This is a genomic window from Vibrio sp. 970, assembly GCF_033339075.1.
This window is the reverse complement of record NZ_JAWOTW010000010.1, coordinates 1-16,764: the sequence shown is the minus strand read 5'-3', so window position 1 is coordinate 16,764 and position 16,764 is coordinate 1. Positions and strand designations below refer to the sequence as shown.

Sequence of the window (16,764 nt, the reverse complement as noted above, 5' to 3'; positions counted from 1 at the left end):
CTATGTCTCGTTATTGTTCTCGTTGTGGAAAATCGCAAAAAGCGTGTATTTGCCAATGGATTGTACCGCTGGCAAGCGAGGTAGAACTTATCATTCTTCAGCACACGAGTGAAGAACATCGTCCGCTTGGTACGGCACGGATTCTCAATTTGAGTTTAGATAACTGTATTTGTTTGATAGGAGAGGACTTTTCTTGTGATGATGCCTTAAATCACTTATTAGCGGATGAGTCATATCAACATTTTGTTCTTTACCCATCAGAAGAGTCACGATGCATTTCTGAAATCACTCAAGCGAGTCATAGTGTATCTAAGAAAATACGTTTGATTTTGCTCGATGGTACGTGGAAAAAAGCGTACAAAATGTGGCAACTCTCAAGCAACTTACATCCACTCCCAACCGTGCAGTTGCCTAAGCAACTACAAGGGCACTACACCATTCGTAAGGCGCCCTCTGAGAATAGCTTATCGACAGTCGAGGCTGGTTATCATTCGCTTCGCTTGCTTGAACCCGAGCGAGACTTTACACCGCTGATGCGTGCGTTTGAAAAGATGATCGAATTCCAAATCGCCCAGATGCCTCCGGGCGTTTTTGAAAAGAATTACTTGAAAGGTTGAGTGTTACTAAAGAACGATGGAAGAGAAAAGTTGGCGGTGTAGCTTTTGCGCGTGACCATCGGTCATTGCAGAAATATAATCGGCGATGACCCTCATTTTATTGCTCTCGCTCTTCGCCTGACACCACAGATCTCTTGTATGAACGGGTAGTAATCGCTCTGGGTCTGCTGTTAACGCTTCAAAAATATCCATAATAATTTGCTGACCCTTATACTCAACGATCTGGACCTGCGGGACTTGGATAACGAAGGTGCTGACAAAGTGCTTGAGTACGTCAAGTGCACGTGCCATCTGTGGTTCTAAACACGCATTCCAAGACAGTAACGGGTTATTAAACGGCTCATCCACCGTTTTGATTGAAATGCTGGTCAGTAGCGCGTTAACCATACCACCGATAGCATCTTTCCGCTCATGGTGCTTACCGCTAAATAGCATCTGTCCGATGGAATCGATATGAGCTTCAAACCACGGGTCGCCACAGTCCGCTAATTGACTTGCTGCGCCTTCTTGCCATTGCTGACGTGTCACCATACCAAGTACGATTGCATCTTCTAAATCATGAACACCGTAGGCGATATCATCTGCTAGCTCCATGATTGAGCAGTCGATTGATTTAAAACGCGTTTTACTGTGCTCAAACTCCGATTCTGGCGTTGAACGCATCAGACTAAGCAATGCCTTGTCGTTGTCAGAAAGCGGTGCAATTACCCAATCAAATAAGTCTTTATCACAATCATAAATGCCTTTAGCTGGGCTCCAATCTTTTGCTTTTAGTTTACGTTGATGCTCGGCTGGTTGAGGCAACTTGACGGAGCGTGTTTGACTAATGAGGGCAGGGTACTTAATCAAACCAAACAGCGTGCGGCGTGATAAATTCATTCCGAAATGCTCGGTATAAGGCTCTAACTTAGTGACGATACGAAAGGTTTGGGCGTTCCCCTCGAAGCCGCCATGTTCGCGCATTACGTAGTTTAGAGCGACTTCTCCCCCATGACCGTATGGAGGATGCCCGATGTCGTGAGCCAAACATAATGAATCAATTAAGCTGTCTGATGGTAATAGTTCACGGAACTCTGGTTGTTTTTTCTTTAACTGGGCGACGATACCGGTCCCGAGTTGCGACGCTTCTAAGGAGTGTGTTAACCGACTGCGGTGAAAGTCTTCCAAGCTATTGCCGTGTACTTGGGTTTTTGCTTGTAGGCGTCGAAATGCAGCCGAGTGAAGAATGCGTGCTCGGTCTCGTTGGTACGGGCTCCGATGGTCGTCTCGACGGATTTTATGCTCATCATCATGGCGCTCTTGCCATTGCGGGTGTAATTCAAACGACACGATTATCTCCGTAAGCTAACTGATTTCATCTAACGATAATTCGAAACTTGGGGCAAAGGTATTGAGAAAGTAATCCATTTCAGGCGTTTTGCGTTCTTGCAAAGTGACGTCTAAGCGTTTTTTTGCCAGAGCGAACTCATGGTTACCGGCGCTTAGTTCTTCAAGACATTTTAAATAGGCACAGATGGAATCGGCTTGCTTAACGATTTTTGCGTCCTCTTCGTGTGCAGAGTGAGAAAGAAGATAGGGGGCAAAATCATCTTGGAACTCTTCCGGTAACATGGAGAGTAATTTTTGTTCCGCTGCCGATTCTATCTTCTTATATTCTTTGGCAATTTCAGGATTGTAATACTTCACTGGAGTTGGAAGATCACCCGTTAATACTTCGCTGGAGTCATGGTACATGGCAAGAATAGCGATGCGTTCTGGATTAAGGTTGCCGCCGAACTTTTTGTTTTTAATGAGGGCAAGGGCATGAGCGACAAAAGCAACTTGTAAGCTATGCTCTGAAACGTTTTCTGGTGAGACGGACCGCATTAAAGGCCAGCGTTGGATCAGCTTCATTCGAGCCAGGTGGGCGAAAAAATGGCTTTCTTTCATGGCTTTCTCCGTTTCTGGTGTAAAAAAGGAACTCACTAGGAGTTCCTCTAAGCATATGAGAGATCAGCACTAATTACTACCAGTGATTCATTACTGGCTGTAGGTTGATAGGAATCTTTCAAAACGTCCAATGGCGATTTCTAGATCTTCAACGTGCGGTAGTGTCACGATGCGGAAGTGGTCTGGTTTTGGCCAGTTAAAACCAGAACCTTGCACCAGTAAGACCTTCTCTTGTTTTAAGAAATCTAAAACCATCTGCTGATCGTTCTTGATGTTGTACATTTTAGTGTCGATTTTCGGGAAGAGGTACATCGCACCCTTAGGTTTGACACAAGAAACACCAGGAATTTGATTGATCAGTTCATACGCTCGGTTGCGCTGCTCTAATAAGCGTCCGCCAGGTAAAATCAGTTCATTGATACTCTGGTACCCACCTAACGCGGTTTGAATGGCATGTTGCATTGGTACGTTTGCACATAAACGCATCGATGAAAGCAGCTCCAAGCCATTCACGTACCCTTGAGCCAGATGTTTAGGCCCCGTTAGGAACATCCAGCCACCACGGAAACCACAAACACGGTAGGCTTTTGAAAGGCCATTGAATGTCATGACTAGCACGTCTTCAGTGAGTGTGGCGACTGAGGTATGTGTTGCACCGTCGTACAACACTTTGTCGTAGATCTCATCTGCGAAAATGATCAGTTTGTGCTGGCGTGCTATCTCAATGACTTCAAGTAGGAAGTCACGGCTGTATACCGCACCTGTCGGGTTGTTCGGGTTGATCAGAACAATGCCACGTGTCTTTGGTGTGATTTTCTTTTTGATGTCTTCAAGGTCTGGGTACCAGTCAGCCTCTTCATCACATAGATAATGAACCGGCTTACCACCAGATAGTGCAACTGAAGCTGTCCATAACGGATAGTCTGGTGCTGGGATCAGCATTTCGTCGCCATTGTTTAATAGCGCTTGCATGGCCATTACGATCAACTCAGACACGCCGTTACCTACATACACATCTTCGACATCTAGCGAGCGTATACCTTTACGCTGATAGTGTTGGACCACTGCTTTACGAGCAGAGTAAATACCTTTGGAATCACAATAGCCTTGAGAAGTCGGCAGATTACGAATCACGTCGACTAAAATCTCATCAGGGGCGTCAAAACCAAATGGGGCAGGGTTACCAATGTTTAGCTTTAGGATTTTATGCCCTTCTTCCTCCATGCGCTTAGCATGTTTGAGTACAGGACCCCTAATGTCGTAGCAGACATTGTCGAGTTTTGACGACATCCCGATATTTTGCATTGTTTAATTCCTAAAAATTCGTTAATTTCTTTATTAAAATACAATAATTTGTTTTTTATTAGAATATATATCTGTAAATAATCTGTCTGCTGGTTAAGTTTTGCTCGCTTGCTATCACAGGATTTTGCAAAAGATCGCATACGACCTTGATTTGCTTTGGGTCTAAACTTAGAGTAGCCGTCAGTTACCATTTATCCTCACATACAACGAGGTTGATTTGTCACAGTTCCATCAAGCCGTAAAGAGAATTATCGAGCGAGTTCAGCAATCGGAAGGCAATCAAACACGTCTGGTCGAGCCCCTTAGCGAGAAACCCAATTTCTCATTTATTGATTGGCTTGATGCACAACCACTTTTCCCTAAGTTTTATTGGCAGTCCCGCGATACACGTGAAGAGGTCGTTGCACTAGGGCAATTGCACGCTTTTGTTGAGCCAGGTCCTGCTTATACCATTCTAGGTGAAGGGCAAAGAGTTTGGGGCGGGCGCTCTTTTGATGGGCAGCATGAGAAGAATCGCCGCTGTATGCCTTCTTTTTTCTTTTTGCCTCAAATTGAGTTAATTCGTTTTGACCAACAGTGGTCTCTCGCAGTTAATATTTCAGAAGACAAAGCGCGAACTCTAGCTGGGTTGAATAAACTGGTTTGTGAGGTCGCAACCTTAGCTCCAATTTCGTCTCACATCCGCTCTATTGTTCATACGCCAAGTCAGCCTCAATGGAATGAGTTAGTTCATAAGGTTCTGACTGGTATAGAGAATGATGATTTTAAGAAAGTGGTTTTAGCGCGTCGCTCTACCGTGCAGCTTGATAACACATTAAGTGCTGCACAGCTACTTAAAGCAAGTTACTTAAATAACCATCATAGCTTCCATTTCATGCTGAGCTTAGACAGTAAGCACAGTTTTATGGGGTCTACGCCAGAACGTTTGTATTCTCGCGTAGGGCATGAGCTACATACCGAAGCGTTAGCAGGTACGATTGGTCGGGGAGACAATGCCACTCAAGATATGGAGTTGGCGAATTGGTTATCCCAAGACCAAAAGAACCTCAACGAAAACCAGTATGTGGTGGACGATATCATTGATCGTCTATTACCGCATTCTGAAATGGTTGAAGTGGAAGCTGAACCGAGTTTGGTCAGACTACGAAAAGTGCAGCACCTTAAGCGAAATATTCACGCTAGTCTAAGAGCGGGGATAAATGGTGTTCAGTTGTTATCGGCGCTTCAGCCAACAGCGGCGGTTGCTGGCTTACCCCGACAAGAGTCCATGCAGTTTATTCTTGATAATGAGCCCTTTGCACGCGGCTGGTACGCGGGGTCAATGGGTTATATAAGCCATGAACGAGCAGAGTTTTGTGTCGCAATCAGAAGCGCGCTTGTGCTCGGTGATCAAGTACAACTGTTTGCGGGTGCAGGTATTGTGCCTGGTTCTGTGGCAGAACATGAGTGGGCAGAACTTGATAAGAAAATGTCGACGTTACTTACGCTGATTTCTGATCATCCGCCATTGGGAGTCGCATCATGAGTCATGACCAAGCGGTGCTCAATCGAGTTTGGTCAGAAACCATATTGATTGAGCTTCAGCGATTTGGCGTTAAGCATGTTTGTATCGCTCCCGGATCTCGTTCTACTCCTTTAACTTTAGAAGCGGCAGAACAGTCCGACTTTTCCATTCATACTCATTTTGATGAGCGTGGACTGGGCTTTATGGCTCTTGGTTTAGCGAAAGCTACTCAGGAGCCAGTGGCAATTATCGTTACCTCTGGTACGGCAGTGGCGAACCTATTACCGTCGGTTGCCGAAGCCAAACTTACTGGTGAAAAACTGGTGCTGCTGACAGCAGATCGTCCAGTAGAACTTGTCGGCTGTGGTGCAAACCAAGCGATAAATCAATTGGGTATTTTTTCACATCATGTTTCGGCCAGTTTGAATTTACCAAGCCCAAATTTAGCAACGTCGCTTAACTGGTTGCTGACCTCTGTTGACGAAGTGATGTTTACTCAGCAATTGCAGGGTAGCGCTGTTCATATTAATTGTGCATTTCCAGAGCCTTTGTATTCCAACGGCGCAAAATCGGATTATCAAACCTACTTAGATTCGGTCGCCGGATGGCGAAAAGGAAGCGGCACTTATACTCAGCGTTTTAGCCATTTGTCACAGGCGAACATCCCGCCTTTTTCGGACAAAAAAGGCTTGGTTGTGATTGGCAGCTTACCGCTTGAACAAGCGAAGTCGGCGCAGGCATTTGCACAAAAGATGGGATGGCCGGTACTTGCAGACCCGCAAAGTGGTCTCAGTTCGGATTGGGCGTATTACGATGTATGGCTTCAACTTCCCGAGTTCGCAAACGAGCTTGAATCTTGTGAACTTATTATCCAATTTGGTAGCCGAATCATCTCCAAACGTTTGAACCAATGGATTGATAAACAAGTATCGAAAAATCAACAAAGTAAAGACGTTCAGTATTGGTATGTCTCACCTTGTATGGACCGGAATAACCAAAGTCATCTGGCGCAAATGCACTGGGTTGAGCCTCCTAAAACGTGGGTTTCTCGCATTAGTTTTGAGAAGTCAATATTTGCTGGGTGGGCTGATAGGTTAGCGAATGACGTTAAGCGAGTTCATCAACGTATCGAAGAAGCCTTCCTATCTGATTCAGCGTCTGCCATTGACGAAATTGCGTTGGCAGCAGACATCAACGAGCGCACAAAGAACGTAGATGTTTTCTTGGGTAATAGCTTGTTTGTTCGGCTTGTTGATATGTACGGAAAATTGGATGGTGTAGAGGTTTTCACTAATCGAGGCGCATCAGGGATTGACGGTTTGTTTGCTGCGGCATCAGGCGTGCAACGGGCAAGAGGTAATCCGTTACTAATGTATATCGGTGACACAGCAGCACTTTATGATCTCAATTCTCTGGCGCTATTTTCTCACAATAAACTGCCGGCGGTACTTGTTGTTACTAATAATGACGGCGGTGCGATTTTTGATATGTTGCCAGTACCACCAGAGCGCAGGACGACATATTATCAAATGCCTCATGGTTATCAGTTTGAACACGCGGCAAAGCAGTTTGGTTTGGCGTATTTGCATGTTTCTACACTGGAGCAATTCCAATCATCTGTAAAAGAGCATTTATGTCACCGCCAAGGAACGTTGCTGGTCGAGGTTCAAACCCCACCTAATCAAGCTGCTGAGACACTCAAGGCATTTAATAAGAGTCTGAATGCTTTACTTTGAACGTTTCCCTGTATTAGAAAAGCACCAAAGTATTACTTTGCCTACTCTGGTGTTTTTGCATGGTTTACTTGGTAGCGGTGAAGATTGGCAATCGTGTATTAACGCGTTACCCGAGTATGAACGTGTTACGGTTGACCTCCCTGGTCATGGGCATAGCCAATCTATTTCTTGCTGCGATCTGAATGATTGCTGCAAATTACTCAATTCCACACTATCTTTATTATTTCCCTCACAACAACCACTTATTTTGATTGGTTACTCTATGGGCGGCCGCATTACGATGCATGGTATTGCCCATCAATGCTTTCCAGATCTCAATATTGCGGGCGCGATTGTTGAAGGGGGAAACTTCGGGCTTCAAACTGAGTCAGAGAAACAGGTGAGATTAGAGAATGATGCTCGCTGGGCAATGCGTTTCAAAACTGAACCACTTGAACGTGTTTTGAACGATTGGTACCAACAAGCGGTGTTTTCTTCACTAAACCATGAGCAAAGACAAACATTCATTGCGAAGCGAAGTGATAATCTTGGCTCAGCGGTGGCGAATATGTTGATGGCGACATCGTTAGCCAAACAGGCATATTTGTTGCCCTCACTGCAAAAGCAGAACATACCAGTGTATTACTTGTGCGGTGAGAAAGACCAAAAATTTAGCCAACTGGCACAACGTAGCGGGTTGGCGTATCGACAAGTTGAAGGCGCTGGTCATAACGTCCATCAAGAGCAGCCCAAACAGTTTGCGATACATACCAAGCAAATAATTCAGTCTCACTTTGGTGAGAGTAACGAGAACAATGGGAATCACCATGGCTAAAACAGTAGGCATTTCTGAAGAAGAACTTTACGCTCCGGTTCAATGGAAAGATTGCGGCGAGAAATACGAGGACATTCATTACCATAAGTCTGAAGATGGTATCGCGAAAATCACCATTGCGCGTCCTCAAGTGCGTAACGCGTTTCGTCCTCAAACGGTAAAAGAGATGATTGATGCGTTGGCAGATGCGCGTTACGACTCTGGTGTTGGCGTGATCATTCTGACAGGTCTAGGTGAAGACGCATTCTGTTCTGGTGGCGACCAGAAGATCCGTGGCGACTACGGCGGCTATAAAGACGACCAAGGTACACACCACCTAAACGTATTGGACTTCCAACGCGATATTCGTACTTGTCCAAAACCAGTGATCGCATCGGTAGCTGGTTGGGCTGTTGGCGGTGGTCATGTACTGCATATGATGTGTGATCTAACAATTGCAGCTGACAACGCTCAATTTGGTCAAACAGGCCCTAAAGTGGGTTCATTTGACGGCGGTTGGGGCGCATCTTATATGGCTCGTATCGTAGGCCAAAAGAAAGCTCGCGAAATTTGGTTCCTATGTCGTTTCTACAATGCTCAAGAAGCGGTAGACATGGGCCTAGTAAACACAGTTGTACCACTAGCGGATCTAGAGAAAGAAACCGTTCGTTGGTGTCGTGAAGTACTACAGCACAGCCCAATGGCATTGCGCTGCCTGAAAGCTGCATTAAACGCAGATTGTGATGGTCAAGCGGGTCTGCAAGAGCTAGCGGGTAACGCAACGATGATGTTCTACATGACAGATGAAGGCCAAGAAGGTCGTAACGCATTCAACGAGAAACGTCGCCCAGACTTCGACAAGTTCCCTCGTAACCCATAATCCGTATAGAAGAGGAGCCTTTGTGCTCCTCTGTTTCGTTTTTCGTCCTGAGCGTCTCGCCCTCTGGGAGACTAGCGATTTCTCTCGTTAAAAAGCTCAGAATATACGGCATTACATAGGATTCGAATTATGCGTAAAGCGAAGATTTACCGTTACTGTCTACCAATGGACAGTGGTGTAATACTACGTGATAACAAGCTGACGGAACGTAAAGGTTATATCCTTGAATTAACGGACGGTGACAAGGTTGGTCGCGGTGAAGTTGCCCCTTTGGTTGGCTTCAGCCTAGAAAGCACTGAAGAAGCGGGCATTCAGCTGCAAGCACAAGCAGAGCGCTGGGTGGCAAACTTGCCTTTAGATTACAACCACATGTACCCATCGGTTGCATTTGGTCTGTCTATGGCTGAGCTGGAACTTGAAGGCGGTTTACCTGCACAAGGTAAGTACCAAGTCGCCCCTCTGTGTAACGGTGATCCGGATGATCTGATCCCGAAACTGAACGAAATGGAAGGCGAAAAAGTCGCGAAAGTAAAAGTGGGTTTGTACGAACCTATTCGTGACGGCATGCTAGTGAACTTGTTCCTTGAATCGATTCCACAGCTGACGCTTCGTCTTGATGCCAATCGCGCTTGGACACCAGAAAAAGCGCAGCAATTCGCTAAGTACATTGCCCCGTCTCTGCGTCAACGAATCACGTTTCTAGAAGAGCCGTGCCGCTCTCCTGGCGATAGTCTCTCTTTTGCGATTAATACTGGTATTGCTATCGCTTGGGATGAAACATTGCAAGATGCGGTTCGTCGTGAAGATTTCCGTCTTGAAGATCTAACTGGTGTGAAAACGATCATCATCAAACCCACACTCATTGGTTCGGTGGATTTTTGTATTACACTGATAGAGAAAGCGAAGTCACTGGGGATGAAAGCAGTGATTAGCTCGAGCATTGAATCCAGTCTCGGTTTAACTCAATTAGCGCGCTTTGCCCAATGGCAGCTGCCTGATGAAGTTCCAGGCTTGGATACGATTGGCTTATTCAAAGCTCAGCTAGAGCAGGGCTGGCCTAAGTGTGAACTTCCCGTTCTTCCTCTAAAAGACCAGGAGATTGTGTGGCATTCTGCGTAGACAATATTGCGAAGGCGCCATGGAAATATTGGGCTCAAACGAGCCCTTTTTCTATTGCACTCAAGACATCAACAGAAGTATTAAACTGGCAACAACTCTCGAAGCGTATTGACCAATACACTCACTATTTGAATGACTTGGGTGTAACTCGGGGGGATGTGCTGACTTTGGTTGGCAAGAACCAAGTAGAAACACTGTTGTTTTATCTTGCCTCCAAACAGTTAGGTGCGCTCGCTGCGCTGACCATGGAACAACCACTAGATAAGTTGCAGGGTAAGCTTGCTACACTTTACAGGCCTGATCAAACTCGGTTTATCTGGTTTTCTCAGGAGTGCGCTTCGACCTTTTCTGAACATGATATACAAAAACTCAAGGCAACATTGCTTTCACCGCCTGTAGTATCACAGCAAGAGAGTGATTCGTTGACTGAAGATAGCTATCATCATGACCGGCTCGCTTCAGTAGTATTTACTTCTGGCTCTACAGGGGAGCCTAAAGCTGTGGTTCATACACATCGACAGCATCTTGCGTCTGCAGAGGGCTTGTTGCAGGAGTTCATTTTCACTCAGCAAGATGCTTGGCTATTATCGCTTCCGCTGTATCACGTCTCTGGATTAGCGATTGTCTATCGTTGGCTATATGTCGGAGCAACACTAAAAGTCGGTTCAGGGAAACTTGTTGATGATGTTCAGGGCGTATCACACGCTTCTTTGGTTGCGACTCAGCTCAAACGGTTATTGGATGATGATGCACATTTGTCATTGACACATGTGCTACTGGGCGGCAGCCACATTGATCACGAGTTGGCACTACGAGCAACAGGGAAAGGCATTGAGACATGGTTAGGTTATGGGATGACGGAGGCGGCCTCTACCGTTACCGCAAAGAGAATTGACAGCACCAGTAATGCTGGACATGTATTGAAGCACCGTAAGATAAAATTAGTTGACCAACGCATTTTTGTTGGCGGTAAGACATTAGCGGCAGGGTATTTCCATCAAGGACATGTTACCCCATTTCTGGATGAGAAAGGCTGGTTTGACAGCAAAGATCTTGGCGAGTGGCAAGGTGATGAATTAAAGATAATCGGCCGTGCCGACAATCAGTTTATCTCTGGTGGTGAGAATATCCATTGTGAAGAGATTGAAGCCGCTTTGAACCAAATTGATGGTGTAGTGCAGAGTATAGTGGTTCCAGTCGAAGACGCGGAGTTTGGTCATAGACCAGTAGCTGTGATTCAGACCAATGGATTGCGCAGCAAGTCGGAGTATGACCAGCACTTGCAATCAAAGTTAGAGAAGTTTAAATGGCCAGTGGAATACCATGTAATGCCACTAACTCTACTAGAAGGTGGGATCAAAATTTCACGTAAGGCCGTGAAAGAGTGGCTACTGTCATCACTTCAGCATTAGTCAATTTTGCTATGTATTAGTCATAAAGAGAATTTCGTATCCTTATAACTCTGAATCATAATTATGCTTCTTCGTGGAGAGAAAATGCATAAGGTTCAGGATGGCAAAGCTAGTTTTAATTGCGGCAGTAGCACTACAAATTGGTATCGCGATAAGTAGTGAAGGGCTAGCCCGCTCTCTTGCAGAGCTAACGGCATTTTTGATCGCTATTGCGTTGGTCGTTATATACAAAAATAGCAAACGGGAAATACCGTCCCCTCAACGCGATAAGCAGACCACCAATATCTAAAACAGTAACCAACTTAGAGAAGTGGTCGAAATTAACACCCACAGAGTCACACCAAACAACAGTGGCTTAGCTCCAGCAGACTTTAGTTTTGAAATTGAAATGCTACAACCTATCAAGAACAGACATACAACCAACGCTTGCTTTGCTCCAATGAAAATGCCGTGATAGACCATTTCAAATTGAGGAAAGAAGTCGCTAAACGCGATAGCTGCACAGTACCAAAAAATGAAATAAGGGATAGCTAGTTTTTTCTTTCCATACTCTTTTTGGCCTCTTGAAAAGATGACGGCACTGATCAAAGCAACAGGAATGATCCATAAAGCGCGCGCGAGTTTCAATGTTGTTGCCGTAGTTAGCGCTTCTTCCCCATAGGCCGAGGCAGCCCCGACAACAGAAGATGTGTCATGAATGGCAATTGCAGCCCATGTGCCAAACGTGTGTTGATCTAGCCCTAAAGCATGTCCAATCACAGGAAACACAAAGAGTGCAATGGAGTTCAGGACAAATACCGTTGCCAGTGCTAATCCAATCTGCTCGTCTTTCGCTTTAATCGCCGGTGCCACAGCAGCAATTGCGCTACCACCACAAATTGCAGTACCTGATGAGATTAAGTAAGCGGTTACTCGCTCCAATTTAAGCACCCTGGCAATGAGAGTGCCCATGATCAGTGTGCCTGTAATAGTGGCGATGATCAGGCCGATACCATCCGATGTGACTGTAAGCGCTTGCTCGAAGTTGATGCCAAAGCCTAAGCCAATAATCGAGTAAGACAGCAGCTTTTTAGTAAAAGAAGCGATGGGCAGCTCGGAAGGCACAAAACCAAAACTTGCGAGTAGAAAACCGATAACTAGAGCAATGGGAGAGGAGGCAAGAGGGGTTAGACAAAAAAGTAACGCCAATCCAAACAGGAGGTAGTTTCTATTCAAGGTTTTTATTCGCTGTTGTGAATGAAAGGGAGAGTATATCGCACTGGGTGTGGTCAGTTTGTCTTAATGATTTGAACACATGTTCAGTTATCCTAAACATGTGTTCAAGTGTATTTATCGCCAGTCGCCTCTAAGTTGATGCACTTTATCGAACATTGTTTTTGCCGTTGCCTCGTTTGGTGGCACCGGTTGTCCTGCCTCTATTTCTAGCTTTGACCAAAATCGAGTCGGTAAGCCACAGCATGCGCGACCTTTTGCGCGGCTGAAATAGCTTCCCCATAAGCCTTTAAGTGCAACAGGTATGACAGGTACTGGACTACGACGTAGGATTATATCAATACCGCGCATGAATTCATTCATTTCACCATCTGAAGTTAATCTTCCTTCAGGGAAAATACAGACGATATGACCTTCGCTTAGCGCAGCTTCCACATCGTTAAATGCACGTCTGATAGAGCTTCTGTTACTCGCTGAAATTGGAATTACCCCAGTTCGACGTAAAAAGCGCCTTAATGGAGGTAGGTTGGCGTAATCTTCCTCCATCACAAAACGAATCAACCTTGGGCATACGGCACTAAGTAGCAATGCATCCATGTAGCTTACATGATTACATACAATCAATGCCCCACCATGCTCGGGTAGGTTGTGTAGATTCTTATGCTTAACTCGATAGATGGTGTGCGTAAGCATCCACATGACAAAGCGAACTACAAAAATAGGAATTTGCAAAAAGATGTAAGCGGCGACTAAGAAATTTAAAATGGCTAACAATGCAAACAGTTGAGGAATTGTCATCTTGATTACACTTAGGCACACAATACCTAAGACAGCGCTGCCGACCATAAACAGAGAGTTAAAGATGTTGAGCCCTGCGATGACTTGAGCACGTTCGGTTTCCTTTGCTCGATGCTGCATTAATGCGTAAAGAGGCACGATAAACAAACCGCCCGAAGCACCAATCATCAATAGGTAGAAAAATAATGGCCAAAAAGGCTCATATCTAAAGAAGTCTACAAAGTTATGGAAAGTAGGTAGATCATTGGGAATGGAAGTGGCCATTAGGTACCCAAATACCGTAATGCCAAAGGCACCAATTGGCACAACACCGACTTCTATACGATGGTTTGAGATCCAATTGCAAAGTAGCGACCCTAGCGCGATACCAATGGAAAATAGAGCGAGCAAGAAAGACACCGCACTCTCGGTGCCATTTAGGTAAATCTTAGTGAAATTCGGGAATTGTGTTAGATATGCGGCGCCTAAAAACCAAAACCAGCTTATTGCCATTATGCATTGAAAAACAACTCGATCGGATTTGGCGATAGAGAGCGTGTGTTTGGTTTGCTTGTATGGTTGCCAACGAAAAGAGAGATTGGGTGCGCTGGCTGCAGCAAAGGGGATTGAGCGGCTCGACAAGTAGCCTAACAATGCGAAGATCACGACACAAAATGCGGCGAGGTATTTTGCGTTGTCTGCAGAGGCTATAATCCCAGCGCCTAAGGTGCCAATAAGGATGGCGATAAAGGTACCAGCTTCAACAAGAGCGTTGCCGGGCACTAACTCTTTAGCATTTAACTTTTGAGGCAAAAGGGCATATTTAACTGGGCCAAAAAATGCTGACTGTGTGCCCATTAAAAACAGTAGCAATAAAAGCACACCATAACTTTCGGTTATGAATCCGATGGCACCCAAGAGCATGATGGCTATTTCAAATAGTTTGACCTTACGAATAAACCATGACTTTTCATATTTGTCGGCTAATACGCCAGCGGAAGCAGAGAACAGAAAGAACGGTAGAATGAACAAGCCTGCCGCAAGGTTGATGAACAAATTGCTCGAAATAGGTAGTGCACTGGAGCCAGCGAATGCGACAAACAACAGCAAAACGTTTTTAAAAATATTGTCGTTGAAAGCGCCAAAAAACTGAGTAATGAAATAGGGCAGGAACTTTCTCTGCGTAAGTAAGGACGGCTGTCTGTCGGATGACATGGATAATCCTTTGTTACCAGTTCGTGAGGTAGTTAGAAAGAAGATTACTGATCAATTCTTTGCCATCAATCGGTTCACTAGAGAAAAACTTATCATCAACACTGAGTAAAGTAATGCCATGTACGCCAGACCAAAGGACTCGACTCGCTTGAATCACTTCGGATTCAGTACGATGTGGTGCGATTTGAGCCAATAGTGACTCTAGCATTCCCGTCATACCATCGATACGTTTGGCATGCCATTCCGGAAGTTCTGCTCCATTCATGTTGTGTTCGAACACTAACTGCCAACGGTATGGGTGTTTTTGAGCAAAATCGTGGTAGCAATAAGCGAGTTCAAAAAGCGCTTGATGGGAGTCTTTGCTGTCATTAGTCGCTTTGCGTGCTTCTTGAGATAACTCATCTAAAGTTTGAGCGACAACATGAAGCAACAACAAATTATAATTACCAAAAACATTTACCAATGTGCTTGGCACGTAACCAATCATGTTAGCGATTTTACGAAGACTGAGTTCGTGGTAAGAATTCTCATCTAAAAAGTTTTTGACCGTTGTTAAGGTCAAATTCACTAACTCTTCTCGGGTGTGATCGTTTCTGCGCGCCATACTCTCAAACTACTTTATTGAACATCGTTCAATATGATAGTCAGCTACCTATTAACCGTCAACAAGGCAATGTGTCCAAGTGCCCTCAAGGTGTAGGATTCTGAGCTGTGTCACTGATTCTAATTCAAGTAAAACAATCTGGAGTATTAGTGAACTTATTCCATACTTTTTTTACATTGATCAAGCGCCTTCAGCTGAATTGTAAGCAGTGTGAGCAGTCTGCATTTTTGGCAATATTCTGATACATGTCAGCTTCTATAAGCTATTTTCATCAATCGGTATACAGAGTATGATGACTTAAAAATCATCTTTGGCGTGCTACTGTTTGAAACAACGATTGTTTCGTCTTGAAAATGGGGCACTATCTTAGATAGCTAACTTTAAGGATAACGATGAAACGTTTATTTTCTATTGTTGCTTTATTGATGTTTACTGTTGCTGTAACGCCTATCGCGGAAGCGAAGAAGTTTGGTGGCAGTAAGTCTTTCGGTAAGAGCTACAAAACTGCACCAGCACCGAAACAACAGCAACAAAACACCAATACGGTCGGCAAAGATCAGACGACAAAGTCTTCAAGTAAGAAAGGCCTTATGGGGGGGCTGCTAGGCGGACTTCTTGCTGGTGGTCTACTTGCTGCATTCTTTGGCGGTGCTTTTGAAGGTATCCAGTTTATGGATATCCTAATTATTGGTTTGATTGCCTTTGTCATCTTTAAACTAATGCGCGGTATGCTAGGTGCGAAGCAGGGCAGTATGAACCAGCATCGTCAACAGCCTGCATTTGGTGGCAACGCATCTAAGTTTGAGCAACCAAACATGCAAAACTTTGAGCAACAACCAAACACAAATAATGGTGGCTTTGGTGGTTTTGGCGCTCAAACAGACGTACCACATAACTACCCACCGGGTTTTGACCAAGCAGCGTTCATTAATGGTTCTCGTGAACACTATCGAATCCTGCAAGGTGCGTGGAATCACAACCAGCTAGAAACTATTGAAGAATATGTTTCTCCAAGCTTGTTTGAAGACCTAAAAGCAGAGCGCGCGAAGCTCGACGGTGAGCAGCATACTGACGTAATGTACGTTGATGCGGAGATCGTCCGTGCTGATTACGATGCAAATAAAGCACAGCTTAGTCTGCAGTTTAGCGGTCGTTACCGTGACACAGTAGAAGGTGTTGAAGAAGAAATCGAAGATATCTGGCACCTAGAGCGTGACTTGACTGCGCCTAATGCGCCATGGTTAATCGTTGGTATTCAAGGCTAGTCACCTTTAAACCAATTTAGTCACTAGTAAAAATCCCGCATCCCCTGCGGGATTTTTTGTATCTATCATTTATATTTCTTGTACGTGTTTTTATGCAAACATCACTAATTGAGTCCGTTTGGTAATTTTGCGAGCCCACTTTTTCTAGTAAGTCCTCAAGTGTTTTCCTATTTATATTGAACATTCATATTAAGGCCATACGAACTAACAAAATCAAAATAGCTAGTACATTGTTTGTAGGGTAAAGATCTGCTCCTCAGCCTTTTGTTTGTGGAGTTTCACATGGGGTTGGTTGCTTTAGTGAGATTGAGTATAGGTTATACCAATCGTAGTAAATAACTGGTCATTCTAGCTTGTTAAAATACTCGATAACTGCGTTGCAATTTTTGATTGTAG

15 protein-coding genes are annotated in these 16,764 nt (G+C 44.7%); 9 read left to right on the top strand and 6 right to left on the bottom strand.

Annotation, left to right across the window (positions count from 1 at the left end; genetic code table 11):
- Positions 1 to 2 precede the first annotated feature (2 nt).
- Positions 3 to 617, top strand: a complete 615-nt coding sequence (locus tag R7Q11_RS15380) for a tRNA-uridine aminocarboxypropyltransferase (protein WP_025766956.1) — start codon at positions 3 to 5, stop codon at positions 615 to 617.
- A 6-nt stretch (positions 618 to 623) separates the two neighbouring features.
- On the opposite strand, the gene R7Q11_RS15375 is transcribed toward R7Q11_RS15380, so the two are convergent.
- The 3 genes from R7Q11_RS15375 to R7Q11_RS15365 form a co-directional block, all read right to left on the bottom strand.
- Positions 624 to 1,946 carry an anti-phage deoxyguanosine triphosphatase gene (locus R7Q11_RS15375; protein ID WP_085569942.1) on the bottom strand — a complete coding sequence of 441 codons (1,323 nt, stop codon included), beginning with the start codon at positions 1,944 to 1,946 and terminating at the stop codon, positions 624 to 626.
- Positions 1,947 to 1,961: 15 nt separating this feature from the next.
- Positions 1,962 to 2,546, bottom strand: a complete 585-nt coding sequence (gene yfbR / locus R7Q11_RS15370) for a 5'-deoxynucleotidase (RefSeq protein ID WP_062730721.1) — start codon at positions 2,544 to 2,546, stop codon at positions 1,962 to 1,964.
- A gap of 90 nt (positions 2,547 to 2,636) precedes the next feature.
- On the bottom strand, positions 2,637 to 3,851 hold the full coding sequence (locus R7Q11_RS15365) for a pyridoxal phosphate-dependent aminotransferase (RefSeq protein WP_005384283.1): 1,215 nt from the start codon (positions 3,849 to 3,851) through the stop codon (positions 2,637 to 2,639).
- Positions 3,852 to 4,068: 217 nt separating this feature from the next.
- Between R7Q11_RS15365 and R7Q11_RS15360 the strand changes: the two genes are divergently transcribed.
- The 7 genes from R7Q11_RS15360 to R7Q11_RS15330 all read left to right on the top strand — a co-directional run bounded on the left by R7Q11_RS15360 (position 4,069) and on the right by R7Q11_RS15330 (position 11,584).
- Positions 4,069 to 5,376, top strand: a complete 1,308-nt coding sequence (locus tag R7Q11_RS15360; RefSeq protein WP_042524025.1) for an isochorismate synthase MenF — start codon at positions 4,069 to 4,071, stop codon at positions 5,374 to 5,376.
- Positions 5,373 to 7,091, top strand: a complete 1,719-nt coding sequence (gene menD, locus R7Q11_RS15355) for a 2-succinyl-5-enolpyruvyl-6-hydroxy-3-cyclohexene-1-carboxylic-acid synthase (RefSeq protein ID WP_225466558.1) — start codon at positions 5,373 to 5,375, stop codon at positions 7,089 to 7,091. Before R7Q11_RS15360 ends, menD begins: the two co-directional genes overlap by 4 nt.
- Positions 7,078 to 7,905 (top strand): 2-succinyl-6-hydroxy-2,4-cyclohexadiene-1-carboxylate synthase, encoded by an 828-nt coding sequence (gene menH / locus R7Q11_RS15350; protein WP_130546590.1) that lies wholly within the window; start codon positions 7,078 to 7,080, stop codon positions 7,903 to 7,905. The genes menD and menH overlap by 14 nt, the downstream gene beginning before the upstream one ends.
- Positions 7,898 to 8,764, top strand: coding sequence for a 1,4-dihydroxy-2-naphthoyl-CoA synthase (gene menB, locus R7Q11_RS15345; protein ID WP_005382318.1), 867 nt, complete (start codon positions 7,898 to 7,900; stop codon positions 8,762 to 8,764). Before menH ends, menB begins: the two co-directional genes overlap by 8 nt.
- 129 nt (positions 8,765 to 8,893) lie before the next feature.
- Positions 8,894 to 9,883, top strand: coding sequence for an o-succinylbenzoate synthase (gene menC / locus R7Q11_RS15340; RefSeq protein WP_225466557.1), 990 nt, complete (start codon positions 8,894 to 8,896; stop codon positions 9,881 to 9,883).
- Positions 9,868 to 11,295: an o-succinylbenzoate--CoA ligase gene (gene menE / locus R7Q11_RS15335; protein WP_225466556.1), complete on the top strand. Its 1,428-nt coding sequence runs from the start codon at positions 9,868 to 9,870 to the stop codon at positions 11,293 to 11,295. Before menC ends, menE begins: the two co-directional genes overlap by 16 nt.
- Before the next feature lie 100 nt (positions 11,296 to 11,395).
- Entirely contained in the window at positions 11,396 to 11,584 is a 189-nt protein-coding gene (locus R7Q11_RS15330; RefSeq protein ID WP_017634658.1) for a hypothetical protein, read from the top strand.
- Here R7Q11_RS15330 and R7Q11_RS15325 read toward each other — a convergent pair.
- From R7Q11_RS15325 to R7Q11_RS15315, 3 genes are all read right to left on the bottom strand, one after another.
- On the bottom strand, positions 11,581 to 12,510 hold the full coding sequence (locus R7Q11_RS15325) for a YeiH family protein (RefSeq protein ID WP_017819997.1): 930 nt from the start codon (positions 12,508 to 12,510) through the stop codon (positions 11,581 to 11,583). The two genes, R7Q11_RS15330 and R7Q11_RS15325, sit on opposite strands and share 4 nt — an antisense overlap.
- A 114-nt stretch (positions 12,511 to 12,624) precedes the next feature.
- Complete coding sequence (locus R7Q11_RS15320) at positions 12,625 to 14,499, bottom strand: MFS transporter (RefSeq protein WP_005382310.1); 1,875 nt, start codon at positions 14,497 to 14,499, stop codon at positions 12,625 to 12,627.
- A gap of 13 nt (positions 14,500 to 14,512) precedes the next feature.
- A complete protein-coding gene (locus R7Q11_RS15315; RefSeq protein WP_005382308.1) occupies positions 14,513 to 15,103 on the bottom strand; it encodes a TetR/AcrR family transcriptional regulator in 591 nt (196 codons plus the stop codon).
- A gap of 392 nt (positions 15,104 to 15,495) precedes the next feature.
- Here R7Q11_RS15315 and R7Q11_RS15310 point away from each other — a divergent pair, with 392 nt between their 5' ends.
- Positions 15,496 to 16,368 carry a Tim44 domain-containing protein gene (locus tag R7Q11_RS15310; RefSeq protein WP_005384268.1) on the top strand — a complete coding sequence of 291 codons (873 nt, stop codon included), beginning with the start codon at positions 15,496 to 15,498 and terminating at the stop codon, positions 16,366 to 16,368.
- The last annotated feature ends 396 nt before the right edge of the window (positions 16,369 to 16,764 follow it).